Source organism: Vibrio algivorus (genome assembly GCF_030161215.1).
GTDB classification, from domain to species: Bacteria; Pseudomonadota; Gammaproteobacteria; order Enterobacterales; family Vibrionaceae; genus Vibrio; species Vibrio algivorus.
The window spans coordinates 381248-406300 of the sequence record NZ_BSPV01000009.1; the positions used below are offsets into that span (position 1 = coordinate 381248).

Sequence of the window (25053 nt, forward strand, 5' to 3'; positions counted from 1 at the left end):
GTGATCTTGCTTAATAATTTAACGATTAAGACTATTTAGCTCAGTCGTTAAGTGTTTTTGACATTCCAGAACTCGCATGGCCAGTTGCTGATTGGCTGCCCGCCGCTTTACCTGTGAATGTGGATTCACGGAAAGATGCAGCAACAATGGTGATGTCGTTTAACTCGCCAGTACCAGAAGCTTTTGCCATTGGTGCGCTGACATGAGATTTTGCTTTAGCAGCTTTTACTTTGACCGATTTTGGCGTCTTAGCTTGTTGTGCTTTTGGCGTGCTCTCAATAACAAGGTTATCTTGTTGCTCCGTTTTAACTTCAGTAGCGGTTTCAACTGCAAGTGCTTCACTTGGTGTTTCCGTTACTGGGGTTGCTTCTACCACTGGTGCTGCTTCTGTTTTCACAGGTTGCTGCATGGTCGGTGCTTCAGTTGTCGCAACGTTTTCTGTTAACGCTTTGCTTAGGATAACTATTTTACCCATAGACATTTCAGGAAAAGCGTAACCGCCAGTCGGGATCGATGCTTCTACTGTAGGTTGTACTTGCTTTTCTTTTTGTTTCGGCTTTTCTGCTACGTATTGTGGCCATACTTTACCCATTGCCATCTCTGGAGATGCAACACCACCTGCACGTAGGCGGTATGGGTTAGGACGGCGGTCACGAGTGCGACGACGACGTTGACCACTAGCACGAAGATGGCGTGGTGAACGACGGTTACGACGTTGTTGTCCTTCTTCTTTTTCTGTTGACTCAGGCTTAGTTGCAATTTCTGCTTGCTCTACTTTTGCTAGATCTTGAACGTTCGCTTCTTCTGCAACTTGCTCGTTAACACGTACTTTCTTCTTCATCTGACGACGTTGACGACGTTGTTTAACTTGAGTCGTTTTCTCTTCAGTTGAGGTTGATTTTGCTTGAGCTTCAGCGGCAATTTGTTGGCCTTGTTCTACAACTTTGGTTGCATTTTTAGTTGGCTTTTTATCTTGCTTTGGCTTGCGTTTTTTATCATTACGAGCGTCATTTTGAGGCGCTGCCGATTCTGCTACTTTATCTGCAGTATCGTTAGTACGTGGTTTACGGCGCTTGTTACGTTGATCGTTATTACGTTCATTACGATCTCGGTTATTACGACGACGGTTATTATCACGTTGATCGTTACGTTGACGGTTTTGCTGAGTTGGTTTTGCCTCTTCAGCCGCTTTCTCTTCTTTTGGCTCTTCGCCACCAAAGAAGAAATTACCAATAGCTTTAAACAATCCACCTAAACCACCAGACTTGGTTTTCGCTTGGGTCTCAGGTTTCGCTTTGAGCGCAGGCGTTGGAGCAGCTGTCGGAGTCGGTGCCGGAGCGCTTGATGGTGCAAAACCTTTCAATACTGGCTCTTCAATACGACGAGGCTTCATATCGGCTAAAGCAGGTTCTTTTGCTTCTGCTTCTTTAAATGCTTCAATTCGTTTAGGCATCAAGTACGATAAAATTTGATGTTCTTCACCATCGCGTAGGCGAACCACTTCAAAGTGAGGGGTTTCCATGTCAGCGTTTGGTACAACAATGATGTTTACTTCTTGATGCTTCTCGATGTGTTGTATTGATTTACGTTTTTCATTAAGTAAGTAAGAAGCGATAGGCACAGGCACAACTGCAAGTACTTGTGAACTATTGTCTTTTAGGGCTTCTTCTTCAATCAAGCGAAGTACAGATAGTGCTAATGATTCATTGTCACGAACTACACCAGTACCAGTACAACGAGGACAAATGTGGTGGCTTGCTTCCGCTAGTGATGGGCTCAAACGCTGGCGTGACATTTCTAATAGACCAAAGCGTGAAATACGACCAATTTGTACGCGAGCGCGATCCATTCTTACCGCTTCGCGCATGCGAGTTTCGACTTCACGTTGGTGACGAACTGGCGTCATATCAATGAAGTCGATAACGACTAAGCCACCTAGGTCACGTAAACGTAATTGACGTGCAATTTCATCTGCTGCTTCTAGGTTAGTATTTAATGCGGTTTCTTCAATATCCCCCCCTTTCGTTGCACGAGCAGAGTTGATATCAATAGACGTTAACGCTTCAGTTGGATCGATAACAATTGAACCACCAGAAGGTAGACGAACTTCGCGTTGAAACGCTGATTCAATCTGGCTTTCAATTTGGTAGTGGCTAAATAGAGGAACATCGCCATCGTATTTTTTAACGCGTGAAACGAAATCAGGACGCACCAATTGGATATGGGCTTTAGCACGCTCGTAGATGGTATTACTATCAATGAGGATTTCACCGATATCACGGCGTAAATAGTCACGAATAGCACGAACGATAACATTACTTTCTTGGTGAATTAAGAAAGGTGCCGCTTCGCCGTCAGAGGCTTCTTTAATAGCAGCCCAATGTTTCAGTAGAATATTTAAATCCCACTCAAGCTCTTCTGCACTTTTGCCTACACCTGCAGTACGAACAATTAATCCCATACCTTGTGGTAGTTCAAGGGTACTTAATGCTGCTTTCAGTTGAGTACGCTCATCACCTTCAATGCGACGAGAAATACCGCCAGCACGAGGGTTATTTGGCATTAATACTAAGTAACTACCCGCAAGAGAAATAAAAGTTGTTAACGCTGCGCCCTTTTGACCGCGTTCTTCTTTTTCTACTTGAACAATAACTTCTTGGCCTTCTTTGAGAACTTCTTTAATGTTCGGACGACCTTGGTAGGTGTAACCAGCAGGGAAGTAATCGCGGGCAATTTCTTTAAGAGGGAGGAAGCCATGTCGGTCAGCACCATAGTCTACAAATGCAGCTTCTAAACTTGGTTCTACTCGAGTAATACGGCCTTTATAAATATTAGCTTTTTTAGATTCATGACCAGGACTTTCAATATCTAAATCAAATAGTTTCTGACCATCAACTAATGCGACGCGCAACTCTTCTTTTTGAGTTGCGTTGATCAACATTCTTTTCATTTTTAAAATTCTCGTTGTTTTTCTTCGTGATAATTGCTTATCGCTTTATGTCGTATCAAAGGTGCCAGATCCCATGACTTTGGCTTCAACCTCACGGCTGTATAGGGGATGCTCTAGGGCACAATAGCCACCAAACATTCATACCTTTCTTATTTAAAGTTATGTCACAAAATATTGTGCTAGAACTTCAATTACTTTGGGTAGAACGCGAATGCTTGGTCCGAATTCAAGTCGGTATTACTTCTGCATTGATAACGTGAGTAGGCGATAAGTTGGTCTTCGTCAGTTGTGTCTTACGCCTAATGCAGCACATACGTTCGAAGCTTCTACTCATTAATTGCAATGGATGACATTAAATTTGCATAGAAAATGTTCAATACAACCATTGCAGCTGTGAACTATAGCAGCGCCAAGAAATATCAGCAATCAGCTTTACGTCAAAGTGCGCAAATAAATAGGAAAACCTGTGGTTAACTTGGAGGTGAGTGATATTACATCAGTATTATTAATAATATTAAATTCTTTTATAACATCAGTTTAGATTGATTTTTGTTTTAATTTTGTACGCTTGTAAGCGAAAAGTGATCGTGGGGGATAAAATAGAGATAATAATTTTCAGAATCTTATGCCTACAGGCGATGTTTGAGTGTTAGAATAGTCAGATGAATGATATTAAAACAGAAGTAAAGTTTGTTGATATTGACGCTGATATGGCAGGTCAACGAATCGACAACTTTTTGCGTAATCAATTAAAGCAAATCCCTAAAAGCATGGTTTATCGAATCTTGCGTAAGGGAGAGGTGCGCGTAAATAAAAAACGTGTGAAGGCGGAATATAAATTACAAGCCGGTGATATGGTTCGTATTCCTCCGGTGCGCATTTCGGCAGAAGAGGATGCTGCTCCCGTGAGCACTAAATTAGATAAAGTATCTGAATTAGAACATTGCATCATTTTCGAAGATGACAGTATGCTGATTTTAAATAAACCATCAGGGACTGCGGTTCATGGTGGCAGCGGTTTGAAATTTGGCGCTATAGAAGCATTACGAGCACTGCGCCCACAAGCTCGCTTTCTTGAATTGGTTCATCGCATCGACCGTGATACTTCTGGCATCTTATTGGTTGCCAAAAAACGTTCTGCATTACGTCACTTACAAACACAGTTTCGTGAGAAGACTGTTCAGAAGTATTATTTTGCTTTAGTAATGGGGGAGTGGAAGTCGAGCTGTAAAGTTGTCAAGGCTCCACTGCTCAAAAATGAAGTGAATAGTATTGTTAGGGTTAACCCAAATGGTAAGCCGTCAGAAACTCGTTATAAGATTTTAGAGAAGTTTAATCAGGCGACTTTAGTTCAAGCTAGCCCGATTACAGGGAGAACGCATCAAATTCGTGTTCATTGTCAGTATGTCGGGCATCCGATTGCTTGGGATGACCGTTATGGTGATCGTCGTTTTGATGCTTATACCGGGCAAGTCGGGCTGAATCGTTTATTTCTTCATGCAGCGAATATCAAGTTTATTCACCCTGCGACTGAAGAAGCAATGGATATTTCTGCACCGATGGAGGCTAAATTAGAAAAAGCCTTAACCGGGTTAAGAACTAAATGAGCCTAAGATAAAATATGAATGCCTTGCTTTTCAAGCATATCAATTAAGGTAATAAGCGGTAAGCCTATAAGAGAATTAGGGTCCTTACCTTCTAAACGTTTGAATAGCGCAATACCGAGTCCTTCGCTTTTGAAGCTACCAGCGCAATATAAAGGTTGTTCAGTGTCGACATAGTATTCAATCTGCGCTTGAGAGAGCGTTCTGAAGTGTACTTTGAATTTATCTAGCGTGACATCGCAGCAGCCAGTTTCACTGTTAAATAGCGCAAGGCCGGTATAAAAAGTGATGACTTGTCCACTTGCTTGAATTAATTGCTCAATAGCATTTTCTCTCGTGAGCGGTTTGCCAACAATGTTGCCATTGATCACACAAACTTGATCAGAACCAATAATGATTTGTTTTTCTTGGACTTCTAATGCGCATGATTGGGCTTTCATTTGGGCTAAGCGTAGTACCAATTGGGTTGCACTTTCATCAGGCAAAGGCGTTTCATCACAGTTTGGTTCACGAGTTTCAAACTCGATAGCAAGTTTATCGAGCAATTGTTTTCGGTAAGGGGACGTGGAAGCTAAAATTAGTTTTGATGACATAAATTAGGGCTCTTAAAGCTCAATCAATAATTTCATATACCTTAAACCAAATAACCCTATGCGTCATGTTTAACAGTGCATAGAACTGGAAAAAGGAAAGTGTAAGTTTTTTGCCTTTTCCTTTGACTAAATTCATTTTGGAGGATAATATTCGCGCCCTATGCAAAAGGTAAAAATACCGCGTACAGTTGACCCAGCAAAATCAGCTCAAAAACGCTTAGATTATCAAGGTATAATCCAGGTTAGTTTAATGAAGCGTCTTGCCGAGTTGACTGAAGGCGTCAAACGCAACGCAGAAGTATCATTGTCCTTTGAGTTGGATGAACAACGATTAGTCGTTATCTCTGGTAAAGCTAACGTCGAAGTCGATTTAGAATGTCAACGCTGTAATGAGATATTCGCGCATTTGTGCGAAGTTGAATTCACTTGCACCCCTGTTTACAGTGAGAAAAGTGAACAAGACGCACCGGAAGAGTACGATTTGGTAGATCTGAACGAGTACGGTGAGTTGGATCTGATTAAATTAGTGGAAGACGAGTTCATTCTAGAATTACCTCAAATTGCGATGCATGACGAATCTGAATGTAGCGTAAAATCAAACAATATGGTGTTTGGCGATCTCCCAAAAGAAGTTTTGGAAGAAAAACCGAATCCATTTGACGTTTTAAAAAATTTAAAGCGCTAGTGCTTAAAGCATTAGAGTTTAAAAACGAAGGAGTAGGGTCATGGCCGTACAAAAGAGCAAAAAATCACGTTCAATGCGTGGCATGCGTCGTTCACACGATGCGCTAACTACTAGTGCATTATCTGTAGACGCAACTTCAGGTGAAACTCACCTACGTCACAACGTGACTGCTGACGGTTACTACCGTGGCAAAAAGGTTATCAACAAGTAAGGTTGACCTTTGCAAACTATTACCGTTGCACTTGATGCAATGGGCGGGGATTTTGGTCCTCGCGTAACAGTGCCTGCCGCCGTGCAGGCATTGTCACATTTCCCAGAGCTGAAAGTTATCTTGGTCGGTGATCGTGAACAAATCACGAAAGAACTGACACATCTCGGATTTACTCCGACCCCTCGTCTCATCATTAAACATAGTGAGAGAGATATTTCTAATGATGAAAAGCCATCTTTAGCATTACGCAATAGTTCTGGAACGTCTATGCGTATTGCACTCGATCACGTGGCAGACGGCATGGCAGATGCTTGCGTCAGTGGTGGGAATACTGGTGCTTTAATGGCTTTGTCAAAATTTCGCCTTAAATTATTACCCGGAATAGAGCGTCCAGCCCTTGTTAGTGCGTTACCAACGGTATCTGGTAAAAAAACTTGGATGCTTGATCTAGGTGCGAATGTATCGGTTGATGCGGATACTTTATTCCAGTTTGCCGTGATGGGCAGTGCGTTGGCTGAAGTACATATTCCACATCAGCCTCGAGTAGCAATTTTGAATGTTGGTGAAGAAGAAATAAAAGGCAATGACTTGGTTAAGCGTTGCTCAGAATTACTCAGCCAAACAAAAGAAATCAACTATTCTGGTTATATTGAAGGAAATCAGCTTTTTTATGATGTCGCAGATGTGATAGTTTGTGATGGATTTGTCGGAAATGTGTGCCTAAAAACCTGTGAAGGGGTAGCGCACTTATTCCATCAAAAGTTAAAAAGTTATTTTACTTCTTCAACAATTAAGGGCTGGATTGCTCGAAAATTGTTCTCTAATTTATTTAATGAGTTAAAAACACTGAACCCCGACCAGTATAATGGTGCAAGTTTGCTAGGATTGCGCGGCATTGTTATCAAAAGCCATGGGCAAGCTGATACATCTGCTATGATCAATGCAATTGGTGAAGCAGTGTATGAAGTTAAACAGCAAGTCCCAAGCCGTATAAGCGATCGCTTAGAAGCGGTTTTACTCGAGAGGCATTATTAGTCTTCATGAATAGCAAAATTTTAGGAACAGGTAGTTATCTACCGACTCAAGTGCGTACCAACGCCGATTTAGAAAAAATGGTTGATACGAGTGATGAGTGGATTGTAACTCGTACTGGTATTCGCGAGCGCCGTATTTCTGCTCCCGATGAATCAGTTGCTGATATGGCCTATCATGCGTCAGTCAATGCGATTGAAATGGCTGGTATTAATAAGCACGATATTGATCTAATCATTGTTGCGACCACTAGTGGCAGTCACAAATTCCCATCATCAGCTTGTCAGGTTCAAGCTGCACTGGGCATTAAAGGTTGTCCTGCATTTGATGTGGCAGCAGCTTGTTCAGGGTTTGTGTATGCTTTATCGATTGCTGATCAGCATATCAAAACAGGTATGGCGAAAAATGTGTTGGTGATTGGTGCCGATGCCTTATCTAAAACCTGTGATCCAACAGATCGTTCAACGATTATTTTATTTGGTGATGCAGCCGGTGCAGTCGTGCTTGGTGCAAGTGAAGAACCTGGCATTATTTCAACTCATCTGCATGCAGATGGTCGCTTTGGTGAGTTACTTAGCCTTGAAGAAGCAAAGCGTGGTGAGTATATCGACGCTTGGTTGCATATGGCAGGTAATGAAGTCTTTAAAGTTGCGGTGACCCAACTATCTAAGTTAGTGAAAGATACACTAGCGGCGAATGATATGGCGAAGACCGAGCTTGATTGGCTTGTACCACATCAAGCGAATTTACGTATCATTTCAGCTACTGCCAAGAAGCTTGCTATGTCACTTGATCAAGTGGTTGTAACGTTAGACCGCCATGGTAATACCTCAGCAGCGACGGTTCCAACTGCATTAGATGAAGCGGTTCGCGATGGTCGAATTCAACGTGGACACATGCTGTTATTAGAAGCGTTTGGTGGTGGTTTCACATGGGGCTCTGCGCTCGTTCGATTCTAATTGTTAAGTTTAGCTACACGTTAGGTAAATTAGATTTTAATTTTAAGGAAATTTTCTATGAGTAAGTTTGCTGTTGTATTTCCAGGGCAGGGCTCTCAAACTGTTGGTATGCTAGCGGAACTAGGCGAGCAATATGAAGTTGTAAAAGCGACGTTTGCCGAAGCATCAGAAGCACTTGGTTATGATTTATGGGCCTTGATTCAAGATGGTCCTGTAGAAGATTTAAATGAAACACACCGTACTCAGCCAGCATTATTAGCTGCATCTGTTGCGATTTGGCGCGTATGGCAAGAAATCGGTGGTGAGCAACCTCAAATGGTGGCAGGCCATAGTCTAGGTGAATATTCAGCATTGGTGTGCGCAGGCGTTATCGATTTTAAGCAAGCTATTAAGTTAGTTGCGCTACGTGGTGAGCTTATGCAACAGGCAGTTCCAGCTGGTGTTGGTGCAATGTTCGCAATTATTGGTTTAGATGATGCAGCGATAGCTAAAGCATGTGAAGAAGCGGCGCAAGGCGAAGTGGTGTCACCGGTAAACTTTAACTCTCCAGGCCAAGTTGTGATTGCTGGAAATAAAGCCGCGGTAGAGCGTGCTGGCGAACTTTGTAAGGCTGCAGGTGCTAAACGAGCACTGCCTTTACCGGTTTCTGTACCTTCACATTGTGCATTAATGAAGCCTGCAGCAGATAAACTTGCTGAAGCATTAACGGATATTGAGTTTAACGCACCGAACTTACCTGTGATTAATAACGTAGATGTGATTGCTGAAACCGATCCTACAAAGATTAAAGAAGCACTTGTTCGTCAACTGTATAGTCCAGTTCGTTGGACTGAAGGTGTGGTTGCGATGCATGAACAAGGTGTAGAGAATCTACTAGAGTTTGGACCAGGTAAAGTATTAACTGGTTTGACGAAACGAATTGTAAAAGCCTTGAGCGCACAAGCTGTGAATGATCCAGCTTCTCTTGATGCCGCTCGCGGTTAATACTGATGGCATGGTATTGAGCTATGCCTAGGTATCACATTTTCAGTCATAAAGAGGATTTATAATGAATCTTGAAGGTAAAATTGCACTAGTAACTGGTGCCAGTCGTGGTATTGGTCGTTCGATTGCTGAACTATTAGTTGAGCGTGGTGCGACCGTTGTAGGTACTGCAACAAGCGAATCTGGCGCACAGGCGATTAGTGACTACCTTGGAAATAATGGTAAAGGTTTAGCCTTGAATGTAACGGATGCAGACTCTGTTGCGGCGACGATCAAAACCATTAATGAAGAATTCGGTGGAATTGACATTTTAGTGAATAATGCTGGTATTACTCGTGATAACCTGTTGATGCGTATGAAAGATGACGAATGGCAAGATATCATGGATACTAACCTAACATCGATTTTCCGTTTGTCTAAAGCGGTTCTTCGAGGCATGATGAAGAAACGTCATGGTCGTATTGTTAACGTGGGCTCTGTAGTGGGCACCATGGGCAATGCTGGACAAGCAAACTACGCAGCAGCGAAAGCTGGCGTAATTGGTTTCACAAAATCAATGGCTCGTGAAGTTGCTTCTCGCGGCGTAACGGTAAATACTGTTGCTCCAGGTTTTATCGAAACAGATATGACAAAAGCACTGAATGATGACCAACGTACTGCTACACTATCACAAGTGCCAGCAGGTCGATTAGGTGATCCGCGTGAAATTGCATCAGCAGTCGCCTTTTTAGCTTCTGACGATGCCGCCTATATTACTGGCGAAACACTGCATGTGAATGGTGGTATGTACATGGTCTAAATCTGTTTGGGTGTTTTTTATTCACCCATATGCATGATTTAGGTCAAAAATGTACCAAATTTCAGTGAAAAACATGAAATTTGTGGTTTGACCAGCAAGGTCACCCTTGCAACTTTTCAAAGTTTGAATAAACTACGGCTAACATCGCATTTAAGCGAACTCTCTGTAATAGGAAAAGAAAAATGAGCAACATCGAAGAACGCGTAAAAAAAATCATTGTTGAACAACTAGGTGTAGATGAAGCAGAAGTGAAAAACGAAGCTTCTTTCGTTGATGATCTAGGTGCTGACTCTCTAGATACAGTAGAGCTAGTAATGGCTTTGGAAGAGGAATTCGATACTGAAATCCCTGACGAAGAAGCTGAAAAAATTACTACTGTTCAAGCTGCAATCGACTACGTAAACAGCGCACAGTAATAACATCCCCAGGCGGTCTCCCAGACCGCCTGAGTTTTATCTTATATCATCTATCCTTACATACTCTCAGTATTAATCTCCGGAGAAAAAATCGTGTCCAAGCGTCGTGTAGTTGTTACAGGCATGGGGATGTTGTCACCGGTAGGCAACACAGTTGAATCCTCTTGGAAAGCCCTTTTAGAAGGTCAAAGTGGTATCGTCAATATCGAGCACTTTGATACAACCAATTTTCCCACTCGTTTTGCAGGATTAGTCAAAGACTTTGACTGCGAAGAGTACATGCCCAAGAAAGAAGCTCGCAAAATGGATTTATTTATCCAGTATGGTATTGCTGCGGGTATTCAAGCTTTTAATGACTCTGGCATTGAAGTGACCGAAGAAAATGCCACACGTATTGGTGTCGCTATTGGTTCTGGTATTGGTGGTATTGGTCTGATCGAAGAAGCGGCACATACGCTCAGAGATCGTGGACCACGTCGTATGAGTCCATTTTTTGTGCCTTCAACCATTGTCAATATGATTGCAGGTCACTTGTCTATCATGAAAGGCTTACGTGGACCAAATATCGCTATTTCAACAGCATGTACTACAGGTTTACATAATATCGGCCATGCGGCTCGTATGATTGCTTACGGTGATGCTGATGTGATGCTTGCTGGTGGTGCTGAAAAAGCATCGACTCCGCTTGCGATGAGTGGCTTTGCTGCTGCAAAAGCATTATCAAGTCGAAATGATGAACCACATCTAGCTTCTCGTCCATGGGATAAAGACCGTGACGGTTTTGTACTAGGGGATGGTGCAGGCATGATGATGGTAGAAGAGTACGAACATGCGAAAGCGCGTGGTGCAAAAATCTACTGTGAAATTGTTGGTTTTGGTATGAGTGGCGATGCTTATCACATGACGTCTCCTAGTGCCGACGGCTCAGGCGGCGCATTGGCAATGGAAGCGGCTATTCGTGATGCTGGCATTACTGGTGACCAAATTGGTTATGTCAATGCTCACGGTACATCAACACCAGCTGGTGATGTAGCTGAAACTTTAGGTATCAAGCGAGCTTTAGGCGAAGAAGCAGCGAAGAAAGTACTCGTGTCATCAACAAAATCAATGACAGGTCACTTATTGGGTGCGGCAGGTTCAGTTGAATCGATCATTACAGCTTTAACTTTGGTCGATCAAATTGTTCCGCCAACTATTAACTTAGATAACCCTGATGAAGGTTGTGATCTGGATTATGTACCACATAAAGCTCGCAAAGTTGAGAACATGGAATACGCTCTATGTAACTCATTTGGCTTCGGTGGCACCAATGGTTCGTTAATCTTTAAGCGTATTTGATTGGTATAGATTAAAATAGCTGAATAAGCCATTTTATAAAGCGGTTTAATGTTATAGCATTAAGCCGCTTTTTTTTACTTTATTTATTACGATACGATCAATGCTAAGTAAGCAGGTATGACGATGTTTTTTGTCAATGGAAATCAACAACAAAACGTACCAGTCAACGACCGTTCGTTCCAATATGGTGATGGGTGCTTTACCACTATCTTGGTCAAAGATGGTCAGCCCGTTATGTTAGCAGAGCATAAGCAGCGAATTGCGTTAACCTGTCAGCGACTTTTTATTACCCTACCTAACTGGGAACTTGTCACAGAATGGATTGATATGGCCATTGAACGTTCTGGGCATAAAATGCAGCAATTAAGCGGGGTAAAGTTACATATTAGTCGAGGCTGTGGTGGAAGAGGTTATAGCCCTAGTGGCGTGAATTCCACACAGGTTGTAGTACAGACATTCGCTTACCCCGAACATTATTCAACCTGGCAAGCAGAGGGGATAAAAGTTGGTGTGAGTGCCACTCGTTTAGGGGTAAACCCTCAGCTTGCTGGGCTTAAACATAATAATCGTTTAGAACAAGTGTTAATTAAGAAAGAAATTGATAATAGTGGCCATGATGACAATATCGTGCTTGATATTAATGGGAACGTTGTGGAGATGAGTGCTGCTAATTTGTTTTGGATATTCAATAATCAGCTTTATACACCCGAGTTACTGAATAGTGGGGTGCTGGGTATAAAGAGAAAACAAGTATGTGAATATGCAGAGCAGAACAACATGATCGTGAATATTGGCGACTACACATTAGACGATGTGACTAATGCTGATGAAGTGTTCATTACTAATGCGCTACATGGTGTCGTTCCAATTATTCAAATAAGTAATAAAGAATTTAATATTGGTGCAATCACATGCGCTATTCAGGAGAAAATTAACCCGTGATTAAAAAATTAGCCATTGTATTGCTTTTAATCGTAGCGGCGTCGCTAGTTGCGATGTTTTATGCTAAGTCAGAAGTCACTCGTTATGTGCAGCAGCCATTAAATATTGAATCTGAGCAGCTGATTACTATCGAGCACGGTAAGACGTTAAAAAGTGCATTATGGATGATGGAGCAACAAGGTTGGATTACTGGCAATACCTTTGCTCGTTTGTTACCACGCTTATACCCTGAAGTTATTCATATCCGTGCGGGAACTTATCAAGTTCATCCCGGTGAAACATTACAACAGGCTTTAATGACAATGGTGAAGGGTGAAGAATTTCAATTTACCATTACCTTTATTGAAGGAAGTCGTTTCAGCGAATGGCGTAGCCAGTTAGGTATGGCTAAAGGTTTAGTACATAAAACGAAAGGTCTAAGCGAGGCTGACATTGCTAAAGCACTTGGTGAAAGTCACCAAAAATTAGAAGGTCTACTATTAGCGGAAACGTACCACTACACCGAAGGTATGTCGGACCTCGATATTCTGAAAAGGGCTCATCAATCACTTACTCGTGAGTTAGACGCTGCGTGGGAAACAAGGCAAAAAAACTTACCGCTGGACACGCCATATCAAGCATTAATTTTGGCGTCAATTATTGAAAAAGAAACGGCGATCGAATCAGAACGTGAACGTGTCGCATCAGTTTTTGTAAATCGATTGAATAAAGGGATGCGATTACAAACCGACCCAACGGTGATTTACGGTATGGGAGATAAATATGACGGTAATATCCGTAAGAAAGATTTGTCGACGCCAACTCCCTATAACACCTATGTGATTAATGGCTTACCACCGACACCGATTGCTATGCCAGGAGTTAACTCTGTACGTGCTGCGTTAAATCCAGAGAAAAGTAACTATTTATACTTTGTAGCAAGCGGTGATGGTGGACACGTGTTTACTAAATCATTAGCTGAGCATAATCGTGCAGTGCGTGATTATTTGAGAAAATTACGAGCAAATAAGAGTAACTAATGAAAAACGCGAAATTTATTGTAGTTGAGGGCTTAGAAGGCGCAGGAAAAAGCACCGCGATTAATGCCGTGCTGGAAACTTTAAAGCAGCATTCAATCCTAGATGTCGTACAAACGCGTGAACCGGGTGGTACGAGATTAGCGGAAAAATTACGTGCATTAGTCAAAGAAGAACACGATGGCGAAGAGCTACACGATATCAGTGAGTTACTTATGATGTACGCGGCTCGCGTTCAACTAGTTGAAAACGTGATTAAGCCAGCGCTTAATAATGGTCAGTGGGTCCTTGGTGATCGCCATGATTTATCTTCTCAAGCGTATCAAGGTGGTGGACGTCAAATTAGTCCTGAAATTATGACCAATCTAAAACGAACAGCGCTAGGTGATTTCAAGCCAGATCTTACTTTGTATCTAGATATTGATCCTAAAATCGGCTTGGAAAGGGCGCGTGGTAGAGGCGAGTTAGACCGAATTGAAAAAATGGATATTAGCTTTTTTGAACGAGTACGTGCTCGCTATTTAGAAGCTGCTCAACAAGATCCGAGTATTATTACTATTAATGCCAACCAAACGATTGAGCAAGTGGCTGGTGATTTACATCGCGCTCTGCAAGTATGGTTTGATAATGGGCAAGCAGTAGCATAATGGCTTTATATCCTTGGTTAGAGCCACTATGGAAACAATGGCAGGTAATGCTTTCTCAGCAAGCCACGCCACACGCTATTCTGTGTAGTGCTAATGTTGGTACTGGAATAGAAGACCTAGTTAATTGCCTTGCTGCTGCCATTGTGTGTAAGAATTCAGATGAAGAAGCATGTGGATTTTGTCATAGTTGCGAATTAAGCCAAGGTGGTCATCATCCTGATATTCACTGGGTAATACCAGAGAAAGAGGGGAAAGGTATTAACGTTGAGCAAATTCGCGAGGCTAACCGTTATGCGATTGAATCATCGCAACTAGGTGGCAAACGAATAATCATTATTCAGCCTGCGGAATCTATGAATGAATCGGCATCCAATGCTTTATTGAAAACATTAGAAACTCCGCCAGAACAATGTGTATTTGTCTTGTTGACTCAAGATAAACATAAATTATTGCCTACCATTATTAGCCGTTGTCAGCATTGGCAACTGCCTAAAGTCACGAAGCCGGTGTTACTTGATTGGTTAGGATCTCAATTATCTCGTGAACAAATGCCAGGCTGGTTTAGCTTGAAAATGTATGCACAATCACCACTGGATGCCTTGTCTTTTATCAAGCAAGATAAACAGAAAGAGTGGGAGCAGCTACTTACTCTACTTTTAGTTGGAGTACAAAAGCGTTCATTTTCTTTATATGAAGTGCAAAGTTTTTTTAAGAATGAGCCACTAGAGAAAGTGTCTTGGCTGCTGTATTTATTTAATGATCTACAAAAAGCCCACTTTGGTGTGGCAGACACCCCTCAACCTGCAGTATTTGAGCAACTTGCGAGTTGTATTTCCTATACTAGTGCCTATTCTCATTATCAACATCTGCAACAAATGCGTCATTCATTAACGACTTCGAGTGGTTTGAACGCTGAATTACTGATCGTAGATTGGTATCTCACTTTAATAAAACCTTAGACGCAAAGAAAAACTTAAAGTTAAATCAATACCTTATTTGCGATAAATGAAATTAGGAACTAGACTATGTTAGTTGATTCACACTGCCACCTCGATAAATTAAATTACAATGATCTACATGTAGATGTTGCAGATGTGGTAGCCAAAGCAAAGCAAGCGGGTGTTGAACAAATGCTTAGTGTTGGTGTGACACTTGAAGCATTTCCTTCAATGCTGGCAATGATCGAACCATTTAATAATATTCATGCCTCGTGTGGCGTTCACCCGTTAGATTGCGAAAGTGAGTTTGATCTTAATACGTTTAAACAATATGCCAGCCACTCAAAAGTGGTCGCGATTGGTGAAACTGGTTTGGATTTTTTCTACCAACCTGAAACCGCGCAGCGACAAATTGAGCTGTTTGAGCAGCATGTAACAGTCGCTAATGAATTAGATAAGCCACTGATAATTCATACGAGAAATGCTCGTGTAGAAACCTTAGATGTATTAAAAAATGGTCATGCTGAGCGCTGTGGTGGTGTGATCCATTGTTTTACTGAAGATCTGGCTTTTGCGAAGGCTGCCATCGATCTTGGATTCTATATTTCTTTATCGGGGATTATTACCTTTAAGCAAGCAATAGAATTACAAGATGTCGTAAAACAGCTTCCTCTAGATAGATTGCTTGTCGAGACCGATTCACCTTATTTAGCACCAGTTCCACATCGTGGTAAAGAAAATCAGCCAGCTTATGTATCAGAAGTGGCGGCATCTTTAGCTGAGCTGCAGCAATGTGATGTCGAAACAGTATCTAAAATCACAACGTCTAATTTCAACAAGTTATTTTTACGTCATTAGGGCTTTGGAAGTAACCACTAATTAAAAGTGAGATCATGATCTCATTTTTGATGCTCAAGTTAATCAATCCAAAAAAACTTGTTTCATATCATTACTTGAATTAAAGGTCATTGTTACGATTTTTTTGTTCGGTAATGAATCTTGAGTCAATCAAGATATTTTAAAATTGTTAACTTAAGCAGTTATACTGTGGTTGTTCTTCTTTTTATTGAGATCTATATCGATAAAATAGCGTGCATAGATCACTTTGCTAAATTAAAAAAGTTGATTTTACCGCATAGATAGAACATCCTACGCCGGTTTTAAAATGTTACATTTTTATGCAAGTGGGACGGGGGAGTTACACTTCACGCTTGTATTTTTCTAAGCATAAAGGTTAAAAATTATGTCAAATAAAGCAGCAGCAGAAAAAATCCTTGAAGGGATTGGTGGTGCAAGCAATGTCAAATTCATGACATTCTGTGCAACACGTTTACGCTTTGAATTAAATGATGGTTCTATCGTAAATAAAGAAGCATTAGACGCAATTCCAGAAGTTATGGGTTGTGTTCCTCAAAGTGGTGATCGTTATCAAATCGTTATTGGCGGAGCCGTTGGTAATATTTATAACGCTATTAAAGCATTACCTTCTATGAGTGATGGTGCAGAATCTGCTGCAGAGGATAATGCGTCAGCATCAAATGACGAATTAAAATCATCTTTACGTTCTTCTGGTGTGCGTGGCAAGGTTCAGTGGATTGATGCTTTCTTTGAATATCTTTCAGATTCGTTCCGTCCAATCCTAGGTGTTTTACTTGGTGCATCATTAATTATCGCATTAGCGGCTGTTCTTGATGCTCTACACCTTGTTGATTTCAGGGGTGAAAAATCAGCAGGTTGGGTGTTTGTCGATACAATGTGGCATACCGTGTTCTACTTCTTGCCAATTATGATTGCTTATAATGCATCGAAAAAGTTAAACGTAGACCCTTGGTTAGGTGCTGCAATTATGGGTGCATTAATGACACCTGAATTCCAGAAGTTAGCCACTATGGCTTCAACAACTTCGACTGTGGATCCAGAGTTGGGTATCACAACAAAAGTTGCTGATATTTTTGGCTTTGCAATGCAGTGGAATGACTACTCAGGACAAGTATTCGTACCATTAATTATGGTCGCAGTATTAGCGCTTGTTTATCGTTTCTTGCAAAAGATCTTCCCTGAGAATGTTCACATGGTATTCGTACCGTTCTTCTCTCTAGCGATTATGATCCCATTAACCGCATTTTTAATCGGTCCACTAGGTGTTTGGATTGGTATCGACTTAGGTAATGGTCTTGCTTGGTTGAACAATAATGCGCCATTCGTGTTTGCATTATTGATTCCTATGCTTTATCCGTTCCTAGTTCCACTAGGTCTACACTGGCCTTTAAATGCCTTGATGCTAATGAACATTCAAACTCTGGGTTATGATTTCATTCAAGGTCCAATGGGTGTATGGAACTTCGCATGTTTCGGTGCAACAGCTGGTGTTCTATTAATTTCACTTCGTGAAAAAGATAAGACTATGCGTCAGACTGCTTCTGGTGCTTTAGCTGCGGGTCTATTTGGTGGTATCTCTGAACCATCTCTATATGGTATCCACTTACGTTTCAAACGTGTTTACTCTCGCATGCTTCCAGGTTGTTTTGCAGGTGGTCTTGTAATTGCAATCCTTGGTTCTCAATACCAAGGCGTTAAAACAACAGCATTTGCATTTACTTCATTGTTAACTATCCCTGTATTTAACCCAATGTGGGTATATGCGGTTGCGATTGCAGTAGCGTTTATTGTTCCAATGCTTCTTATTTTCTTTATGGACTACCGTACTGAAGAAGAAAAAGCAGCAACAAAAAAATAGTTTAAATATCCACGATATCTAAACTATTTAAATAGTAAACTTAAAGCCAGTTGGGGTTTCTCAACTGGCTTTTTATTTGCAAAAAATTGGCATATGCCTGACGGTACACCCATCATCGTACAAGTTATTTATGGTTCAATCTTGTTTGGACAATAAATTGTAGATTAAGTGCCTTGGAGGGCCGATGAAATTGCGTATTACTAGAACAGGCAGTTTGGTAGTTGGATGTATCTTAGTAGGTTTTAATGCACCTCTATTTGCAGATGAAGGTGTGAGAACAAACACCTCTGTTCCGTCGTATATAAATAATTCAGATTATAAAGTGGGCTTTGGATTTGACCGAGGCTTTAGTGTTGTTGGGCAACTTTATAATAAAGTGAATTTGTCACTTGGCGATGATGGTATAGCGGCGGACTATATTTTTCTAACCGGTAAGTTTAATCAAAAACTGCCGTTTACTTGGTATGCATCCGTCGGTGGTTTTTATGACTGGGATAAAAGCTGTCATAACGGTTGTGGAGGTTATTATGACAATAATGGACATTGGCATTCTCATCATGATTCCGACCATTATTTTAATGATTATGGGGTTCGTGTACCATTCGGACTGGATTGGAACTTTGCTAGTCGCTGGGACACTTACGTTCAACTAGCGCCTGTGATCAATATACCTGATGACTTCGATGTGGATTTTCAAGCCGCGATAGGGATTCGCTACTCTTTATAACTTTATGTAATGAATATTGAGTTGGGTAGAAAGAATTAAATCTAACCTATTGATATACAAAATTAAAAAAGCCCGCATTAGTTACGGGCTTTGTTATTTTTGATGTTAACTATTGTCTTTAATCACTTTTCATCGCACGGCGAATGCACAATGCAGCACCACCCCATGTAATGCCAAGGCCAATAATCATCATAATAATTGCACCAGTCGTCATATTAAGCCTCTTTTGATTTCTTTAAGTTAACAACGATAGAGATAACTAGCATTAGCGCCAATAAACCCCAACCTAGTGTTAATAGATCCGACATGCTGTAGCCGCCATAGCCATCTGTTAAGGTCGCAATAATCTTATTTGCTAGGATGATTGCAATCATGATTGGGCTTAAGAAACGGATACATAAGTCGAACCATACACCGATAGTAAGCTCTGATACTGCGTTAGCGTGTTTACGGATATCAGCGACTTTAAATAACCAACCGACAAGAATTAATTCGATTAGACAACTACCTAATAGGGCAATATTGTTGATAAAGTAATCGACTAAATCGAGTAGTAACAAACCACCATTGGTTGCAAACGCTAGTGATACTAGAAGACCTGTACCACATACAATACTTGCCGCTTTACGACGAGACCATTTTAGTTTGTCGATAAAAGCAGATGTTACCGCTTCCATGATAGAAATGTGCGAACTGAAACCTGCAACCACCAATGCTAGGAAGAATAGTGGACCTAGAATGTATGGTGCTGGTAGTAAGTTAATCGCCGCAGGGATAGTAACAAAGGCTAGGCCAACACCCGCAGAAACAACTTCTGTTAGTGGTTTGCCTTGTTCTTGTGCCATATAACCTAATACAGAGAAGATTAAGACACCCGCTAGGATAGAGAAACCACAGTTAATTAATACAGTCATTACTGCATTGTTACTAATGTCTGATTTTTCTGGTAAGTAACTTGAGTAAGCCAACATGATGGCAAAACCAACAGATAGCGTGAAGAACATTTGTCCGTATGCTGCTGACCAAACAGAAGGATCGGTTAGGCGACTAAAGTCTGGCTGGAACATGTAGTTTAACCCATCAACCGCACCAGGTAAGAAAATCATACGGCCAATCAAGGCAAGTACCATGATGAATAAAATAGGCATCATGATTTTACCAGCACGTTCAATACCACCTTTAACACCGCCGAATAGAGCGGCATAGGTCACAAGCCATCCGACAATCATTGGAATCGCAATGTGCCATTGAATGCTACCTAGTTGACTAGGAGAGTTATCACCACCAAGCTGTAAGTATTCACCAAAGAAGTAAGCATTTGGATCGCTGCCCCAGCCTTGAGTGAAAGCTAGGCCAACATAAGAGATTGCCCAACCGATGATCGCGATGTAATACACACCGATCACTGCAGCAATCATTACTTGGAACCAACCAAGCCACTCAAATTTTGAATTGATTTTTGCTAATGTTCTTGGCGCTGAACCACGGAATTTATGTCCCATGGTGAATTCCATGATCATAAAAGGAATACCCGCGGTGAGCATGGCAAAAAGGTATGGAATAAAGAATGCGCCACCACCATTTTCATACGCCATGTATGGAAAACGCCAAATGTTGCCTAATCCTATTGCCGATCCTACGGCCGCTAGAACAAACCCCGCGCGGGAGCCCCACTGTTCTCTTTTCATGTACAAATCCTCTGTAACTGCGTAAATGGATACTTAACAATTAGAAACAGATTTAATATTTAGGTTTAAAATTCTGTATCACTTGTTACGTTCCAGATTATTATTCTGATATTTTCAATGTGTGTTTGCAGTAGGTGAAACATTCACCTGTGCATGCTCTGAGATTACATATTCAATATAAAGAACGCAATAGAGAGGCTAGAATGTAAAGGTTAGGTTAAGTATTGGATAAAACTTGATAAAATTATCAATATACTAGATTAAACTGCTGTAATTAATATTATTGGTGTTATTCGCTGGTAATTGGTGGCCTTTGTCGATATTTATGTTTTAGTTTTTTATAGTCTAAGTGTTGTTTTAATGCTCGATTTTTTGAGCCAGTACAATATTTTGTTCTAAATCTGATGCTAAGTGCAGTTGATTTTTTGTAGGTTGTTTACTGATCTAGATAAGGCATGCTACTAAATTTAGAGAAAGATTTTTGCTAATATATTGAGAGTTTTACGACACTTTCATAGGCTTGGTGAACAGAGTCATGTTAATATCATTTCATCTTAATTATCTGAGGTTTTATTATGAGTCGTGATTTGAAAATTTCTGCAGTTATCATTTGTTCTATTATCGCTTTTCTTAGTGCGTACGCAGCTATTGTTGTTACGCATTAATCGCGTGATCTAAGAACATATTGCTACAAATAAAGTTAAGGAGTGAGTGTGAAAAATAGTGGCGTTATTACCGATGCGGGTATGTCTATTGACCTCACTACACTCAACAAGTATGCCAACGGACGGCATGCTTTAGTTGCCCAAGGAGGAGGTCAGAAAGGTATTTTTACTGCGGGTGTTCTTGATAGTTTTCTTGACGCTGCGCTTGATCCTTTCGATGTTTTTTATGGCACATCTGCCGGCGCTTTAAACTTAACCTCGTATATCTGTCGTCAACGAGGATTAGGTAAAGCTTTCATTACTGAGTTAACTACTCGCCCAGAATTTTTCCGTTTATTTAAACACATTCGTCGTAAACAACGCCTCGATCTTGATTGGGCTTTTGATCAATTAATTGCTCCTCCTTATCTACTTGATATTGATGTAGGCCGTTTTGCTTTAGGTGATCGAGAAGCCTATGCCGCAGTGACTAATATGACCGATCTTCACGATGAATATTTGCCTATTACGACTAATAATTGGGCTGATACGTTAAAAGCGACTTGTGCAATCCCAGCCTTATATCGTCATGAAGTCGAAATCGATGGTAAATATTACGTTGATGGTGGCGTTTCAGCTGCCATTCCCGCGCAAGAAGCTTGGCGTAAAGGTGCGCGCTTAATTACGGTTATCCGTACTGAGCCAATAGATTTAACTGAAGAAATCAGACAAGAACAAAGCGCTACCGTACTTAATTCATTTCTAAATAGAGTAGGGTTAGACCAACACTTAGAATCTCTACAAACTCGTATTGCAGAGAGAACGGCGAGTTGGCGTTTGGATTTTGATAGTTTTTTAAAACAACGTATTGAGCGCTCCAAACTTATAGAGACAGAACAAGCGAAGCCATTGTTAAATGGTGGACGTTGGTTATTCGGTAGTAGCGATGTTTATCGCTTGTGCCATCTACTCGGTGACCAGTTTGATGCTGGTATTATGGATATGATGTTGGTACATCATCAAACCTTTACGCTTACTCATAACTTTATGCTTAAGCCGCCAGATGATTGTTTTATTTTGCAAATTGCTCCCGATCAGCCATTAAGATCTTCACCATTACTTAGTAAGCCTGAAGATCTAGAATTTGATTACCAGCTTGGCCTTCAGGCTGGGCGACGTTATATTGAACAATTTTCTACTCTTGTATCAAAACCTGCGGTTATTCACAAAAGCGCTTATTCTTAATTTGAGTCGTATTTTAGTGATCTGATTCGATAAGCGATCGAAATGAAAGTTAACTCGATCGCAATTCTTCCTTCCTCTTATACCCACTTGAATATTTTACGCCAAAATTTCTTTTTTAGAGCTTCAAGGTAAACAAACCTTAGCAGTTATTGAAACGTTATTTTGCTGTGTAAATGGAGTGGTCATGGAAGAGAAAACTTTTCTCACGTTTGTTGTGATGAATACTCGTCTTTTAAAAACAGGTGGTGCTGCATCGCATCAATTTAAACAAGAAGGTGGTTATATCGGTAATGATGACAGTTGCCACTGGATACTGCCTGATCCGAATAATGCACTTATTACCCCTTATTGCCAGATCAAGTTTGAAAATGGCGAATATCACCTTATAGATATTCAAGGTGGAATCGGTATTAATGATGAATCGCCTCAATTTGAACAACAACGACATATAAAAGTTAAAGATGGTGATGTTTTCCGTATCGGTTCTTATCAAATTAGATCACATTTGAAAGTCGTAGAAGTGGAAACGGAGCAACGTTATCGTGTGGCAGAAACTGCAGCTTCTAGTGTGCAAGAAACTTCTAGTGTACAAGAGACAACGCCCTCATATATTCCTCAACTCGATATTGATTTGCCAGTGGTGCGAGAGGTTCAAGCATCGAAAACCGAGGTTGAACCGTCCATAAAACAAGATGACCAGGAAAAGGAACTAAGGATGTCACCTTCAATCACTATCAGTACCAATGAAATTAATGAACCATTAGCAGCGAGTATTGCAGGGCTGTTAGCCATCCATAGCCGACAAGATAATTCTTTTCATTTATTAAATCGCAGTTTCCAGCCGATTCAAGATAACCCACTACAAATGGGATTAACGCCAGAAGAAACTAAAGACCTGATGTTTGGTGAAGAACGTAGCCTATTTCATCTAGAGCCTACTCAAGCGATTGAAAGTAGTTTTAAATCCATAGAATCACACAGCGAGCGAATGCATCAAGCAACAGAATTAGCCTTAAAATATTTACTTAATGAATTTTCACCTGAAACCTTGTTAAAGCGTTTTGAAACTTATCGTAAAAATGCACCAGATAATGTTGATAAAGATGCTTGGGCTTGGAAAATGTATCAGTCGTATTTTTCCGAGTTGACGTCGGGAAGACAAAAAGGTTTTGAAAAGCAGTTTTGGGAAGTGTTAGAGCAGTCATACGATACGTTACAACGTAAACATCCTTGAATGGAAATGAGCTTAATTTAAAAGCCTCTTACATTAAATTGGCCTCTATGCCCAAGTAACTTGGATATAGAGGCCTTGTTTTATATACCCAGTTACTAGGGTATCGTTTACTCTACTTCAATGATGCGCATGCAGTTCGTTGAACCCACTAAGTCCATCACATCGCCTTGCGTGATGATGACTTTATCGCCTTTCTCAAGTAGTCGATTTTCTTTTAATGTGGCAATAGCCGCTAATGCGCAAGGTAGGCCAGAACCAGCGTCATGCTCAAAAAATACTGGTGTCACACCACGGTATAGTGCTGCTCGGTTAAGAGTACTTTCATTACGAGATAGCGCAAAAATTGGCAGGCCAGAACTTAAGCGAGACATCATTAATGGGGTGCGTCCTGATTCAGTCATTGAAACAACAGCAGTGATGCCTTCCATATGGTTGGCTGAGTACATGGTTGCCATTGCAATGGTTTCTTCTGCTGATTGGAACTTACGATCTAGGCGATAATTTGACACATTAACTGATGGCATTTTTTCAGCACCAACACAAACTTCTGCCATTGATTTGACGGTTTCTACTGGGAAACTACCTGCTGCGGTTTCCGCAGAAAGCATTACCGCATCGGTACCATCAAGAACGGCGTTCGCTACATCCATCACTTCTGCACGTGTTGGCATCGGACTTGTGATCATTGATTCCATCATTTGTGTGGCAGTAATTACATTTCGGTCTAGGCTGCGTGCGCGTCGAATCAGTTGCTTTTGTACACCAACGAGCTCTGCATCACCAATTTCTACCCCTAGATCGCCACGTGCTACCATCACCACATCAGAGGCTAAGATAATATCATCCATGCTCTCTTCGCTGATAACCGTTTCTGCGCGCTCAACTTTGGCGACTAATTTAGCTTCAAGACCAGCGTCACGCGCTAATCGACGTGCATAATGCATATCTTCGCCATTACGTGGGAAGGAGATAGCAAGATAGTCCACTTTGATTTTTGCAGCCGTGATAATATCTTGCTTGTCTTTTTCAGTTAAAGCATCAGCGGATAAACCACCACCTTTTTTGTTGATGCCTTTATTGTTGGAAAGAGGGCCAGCAACGGTGACTTCGGTATGTACTTTATTGCCATCGACACTGGTTACTTTTAGTTGAACTCGACCATCATCAAGTAAAAGAATATCACCAGGACCAACATCTTTTGGTAGTTCTTTATAATCTAAACCAACAGCATGTTGATCACCTTGGCCTTTTTCAAGATCACTATCAAGTGTAAATTTATCACCAATATTTAATTGAATTTTGCCATCTTTGAAGGTTGATACACGAATTTTAGGGCCTTGTAAGTCACCTAAAATCGCCACATGAATGCCTAGTTTTGCTGCAATAGTGCGGACTTTTTCTGCTCGAATAATATGGTCCTCAGCCGAACCATGTGAGAAGTTCATTCGGACAACATTAGCACCAGCTTTGATGATATCTTCTAGTACATTATCTTTGTCTGTGGCAGGGCCAAGGGTCGTGACAATTTTGGTACGTCTTAAACGTTGAGACATGCATAACTCCATCTATATTTTAAAATTTCTTTTACGTTATCACTAATTGAACGGTGATTTTAGTAAATACTGTGAATAAATGTATCCACTCTATTATAGAGCGTACTTGCG

Annotated in this window: 23 protein-coding genes; 18 read left to right on the top strand and 5 right to left on the bottom strand. The window is 41.0% G+C overall.

Annotated elements, in window-relative coordinates; all coding sequences use genetic code 11:
• Positions 1-40 precede the first annotated feature (40 nt).
• Complete coding sequence (gene rne / locus QQJ93_RS14100) at positions 41-2950, bottom strand: ribonuclease E (protein ID WP_089123206.1); 2910 nt, start codon at positions 2948-2950, stop codon at positions 41-43.
• Between the two features lie 662 nt (positions 2951-3612).
• Between rne and rluC the strand changes: the two genes are divergently transcribed.
• A complete protein-coding gene (gene rluC / locus QQJ93_RS14105) occupies positions 3613-4557 on the top strand; it encodes a 23S rRNA pseudouridine(955/2504/2580) synthase RluC (protein ID WP_089123205.1) in 945 nt (314 codons plus the stop codon).
• Between the two features lie 2 nt (positions 4558-4559).
• On the opposite strand, the gene QQJ93_RS14110 is transcribed toward rluC, so the two are convergent.
• A complete protein-coding gene (locus QQJ93_RS14110; protein WP_089123204.1) occupies positions 4560-5147 on the bottom strand; it encodes a Maf family protein in 588 nt (195 codons plus the stop codon).
• A gap of 160 nt (positions 5148-5307) precedes the next feature.
• On the opposite strand from QQJ93_RS14110, the gene yceD reads away from it, so the two are divergent.
• The 15 genes from yceD to QQJ93_RS14185 all read left to right on the top strand — a co-directional run bounded on the left by yceD (position 5308) and on the right by QQJ93_RS14185 (position 18578).
• A complete protein-coding gene (yceD, locus tag QQJ93_RS14115) occupies positions 5308-5832 on the top strand; it encodes a 23S rRNA accumulation protein YceD (RefSeq protein WP_089123203.1) in 525 nt (174 codons plus the stop codon).
• A gap of 40 nt (positions 5833-5872) precedes the next feature.
• Positions 5873-6043: a 50S ribosomal protein L32 gene (rpmF, locus tag QQJ93_RS14120; RefSeq protein WP_017025198.1), complete on the top strand. Its 171-nt coding sequence runs from the start codon at positions 5873-5875 to the stop codon at positions 6041-6043.
• A 9-nt stretch (positions 6044-6052) separates the two neighbouring features.
• A complete protein-coding gene (gene plsX / locus QQJ93_RS14125) occupies positions 6053-7078 on the top strand; it encodes a phosphate acyltransferase PlsX (RefSeq protein WP_089123202.1) in 1026 nt (341 codons plus the stop codon).
• A gap of 5 nt (positions 7079-7083) precedes the next feature.
• Positions 7084-8034, top strand: a complete 951-nt coding sequence (locus tag QQJ93_RS14130) for a beta-ketoacyl-ACP synthase III (RefSeq protein WP_089123201.1) — start codon at positions 7084-7086, stop codon at positions 8032-8034.
• A gap of 57 nt (positions 8035-8091) precedes the next feature.
• The gene (gene fabD / locus QQJ93_RS14135) at positions 8092-9018 is read left to right on the top strand and encodes an ACP S-malonyltransferase (protein WP_089123200.1); all 927 of its coding nucleotides are present in this window, start codon (positions 8092-8094) and stop codon (positions 9016-9018) included.
• A 64-nt stretch (positions 9019-9082) separates the two neighbouring features.
• The gene (gene fabG / locus QQJ93_RS14140; RefSeq protein WP_089123199.1) at positions 9083-9817 is read left to right on the top strand and encodes a 3-oxoacyl-ACP reductase FabG; all 735 of its coding nucleotides are present in this window, start codon (positions 9083-9085) and stop codon (positions 9815-9817) included.
• A gap of 182 nt (positions 9818-9999) precedes the next feature.
• Entirely contained in the window at positions 10000-10233 is a 234-nt protein-coding gene (acpP, locus tag QQJ93_RS14145) for an acyl carrier protein (protein ID WP_004406112.1), read from the top strand.
• Between the two features lie 93 nt (positions 10234-10326).
• Entirely contained in the window at positions 10327-11571 is a 1245-nt protein-coding gene (gene fabF / locus QQJ93_RS14150; protein WP_089123198.1) for a beta-ketoacyl-ACP synthase II, read from the top strand.
• A 117-nt stretch (positions 11572-11688) separates the two neighbouring features.
• Positions 11689-12513 (top strand): aminodeoxychorismate lyase, encoded by an 825-nt coding sequence (pabC, locus tag QQJ93_RS14155; RefSeq protein WP_244943721.1) that lies wholly within the window; start codon positions 11689-11691, stop codon positions 12511-12513.
• Positions 12510-13532 carry an endolytic transglycosylase MltG gene (gene mltG / locus QQJ93_RS14160; protein ID WP_089123196.1) on the top strand — a complete coding sequence of 341 codons (1023 nt, stop codon included), beginning with the start codon at positions 12510-12512 and terminating at the stop codon, positions 13530-13532. The genes pabC and mltG overlap by 4 nt, the downstream gene beginning before the upstream one ends.
• Complete coding sequence (gene tmk / locus QQJ93_RS14165) at positions 13532-14176, top strand: dTMP kinase (protein WP_089123195.1); 645 nt, start codon at positions 13532-13534, stop codon at positions 14174-14176. Before mltG ends, tmk begins: the two co-directional genes overlap by 1 nt.
• Entirely contained in the window at positions 14176-15135 is a 960-nt protein-coding gene (gene holB / locus QQJ93_RS14170) for a DNA polymerase III subunit delta' (protein WP_089123194.1), read from the top strand. Before tmk ends, holB begins: the two co-directional genes overlap by 1 nt.
• A gap of 66 nt (positions 15136-15201) precedes the next feature.
• Positions 15202-15972, top strand: coding sequence for a TatD family hydrolase (locus QQJ93_RS14175; protein ID WP_089123193.1), 771 nt, complete (start codon positions 15202-15204; stop codon positions 15970-15972).
• A 385-nt stretch (positions 15973-16357) separates the two neighbouring features.
• Entirely contained in the window at positions 16358-17851 is a 1494-nt protein-coding gene (locus tag QQJ93_RS14180; protein ID WP_089123192.1) for a PTS transporter subunit EIIC, read from the top strand.
• 184 nt (positions 17852-18035) lie between these two features.
• Complete coding sequence (locus QQJ93_RS14185) at positions 18036-18578, top strand: hypothetical protein (RefSeq protein WP_089123191.1); 543 nt, start codon at positions 18036-18038, stop codon at positions 18576-18578.
• A gap of 118 nt (positions 18579-18696) precedes the next feature.
• On the opposite strand, the gene QQJ93_RS14190 is transcribed toward QQJ93_RS14185, so the two are convergent.
• Positions 18697-18792, bottom strand: a complete 96-nt coding sequence (locus QQJ93_RS14190) for a MetS family NSS transporter small subunit (protein WP_089123190.1) — start codon at positions 18790-18792, stop codon at positions 18697-18699.
• Position 18793: 1 nt separating this feature from the next.
• Complete coding sequence (locus QQJ93_RS14195; protein ID WP_089123189.1) at positions 18794-20266, bottom strand: sodium-dependent transporter; 1473 nt, start codon at positions 20264-20266, stop codon at positions 18794-18796.
• A gap of 713 nt (positions 20267-20979) precedes the next feature.
• On the opposite strand from QQJ93_RS14195, the gene QQJ93_RS14200 reads away from it, so the two are divergent.
• Positions 20980-22155, top strand: coding sequence for a patatin-like phospholipase family protein (locus tag QQJ93_RS14200; RefSeq protein WP_089123188.1), 1176 nt, complete (start codon positions 20980-20982; stop codon positions 22153-22155).
• A 184-nt stretch (positions 22156-22339) separates the two neighbouring features.
• Complete coding sequence (gene tagH, locus QQJ93_RS14205; RefSeq protein ID WP_089123187.1) at positions 22340-23389, top strand: type VI secretion system-associated FHA domain protein TagH; 1050 nt, start codon at positions 22340-22342, stop codon at positions 23387-23389.
• A 107-nt stretch (positions 23390-23496) separates the two neighbouring features.
• Here tagH and pyk read toward each other — a convergent pair whose 3' ends face one another.
• Positions 23497-24942: a pyruvate kinase gene (pyk, locus tag QQJ93_RS14210; protein WP_089123186.1), complete on the bottom strand. Its 1446-nt coding sequence runs from the start codon at positions 24940-24942 to the stop codon at positions 23497-23499.
• Positions 24943-25053 lie beyond the last annotated feature (111 nt).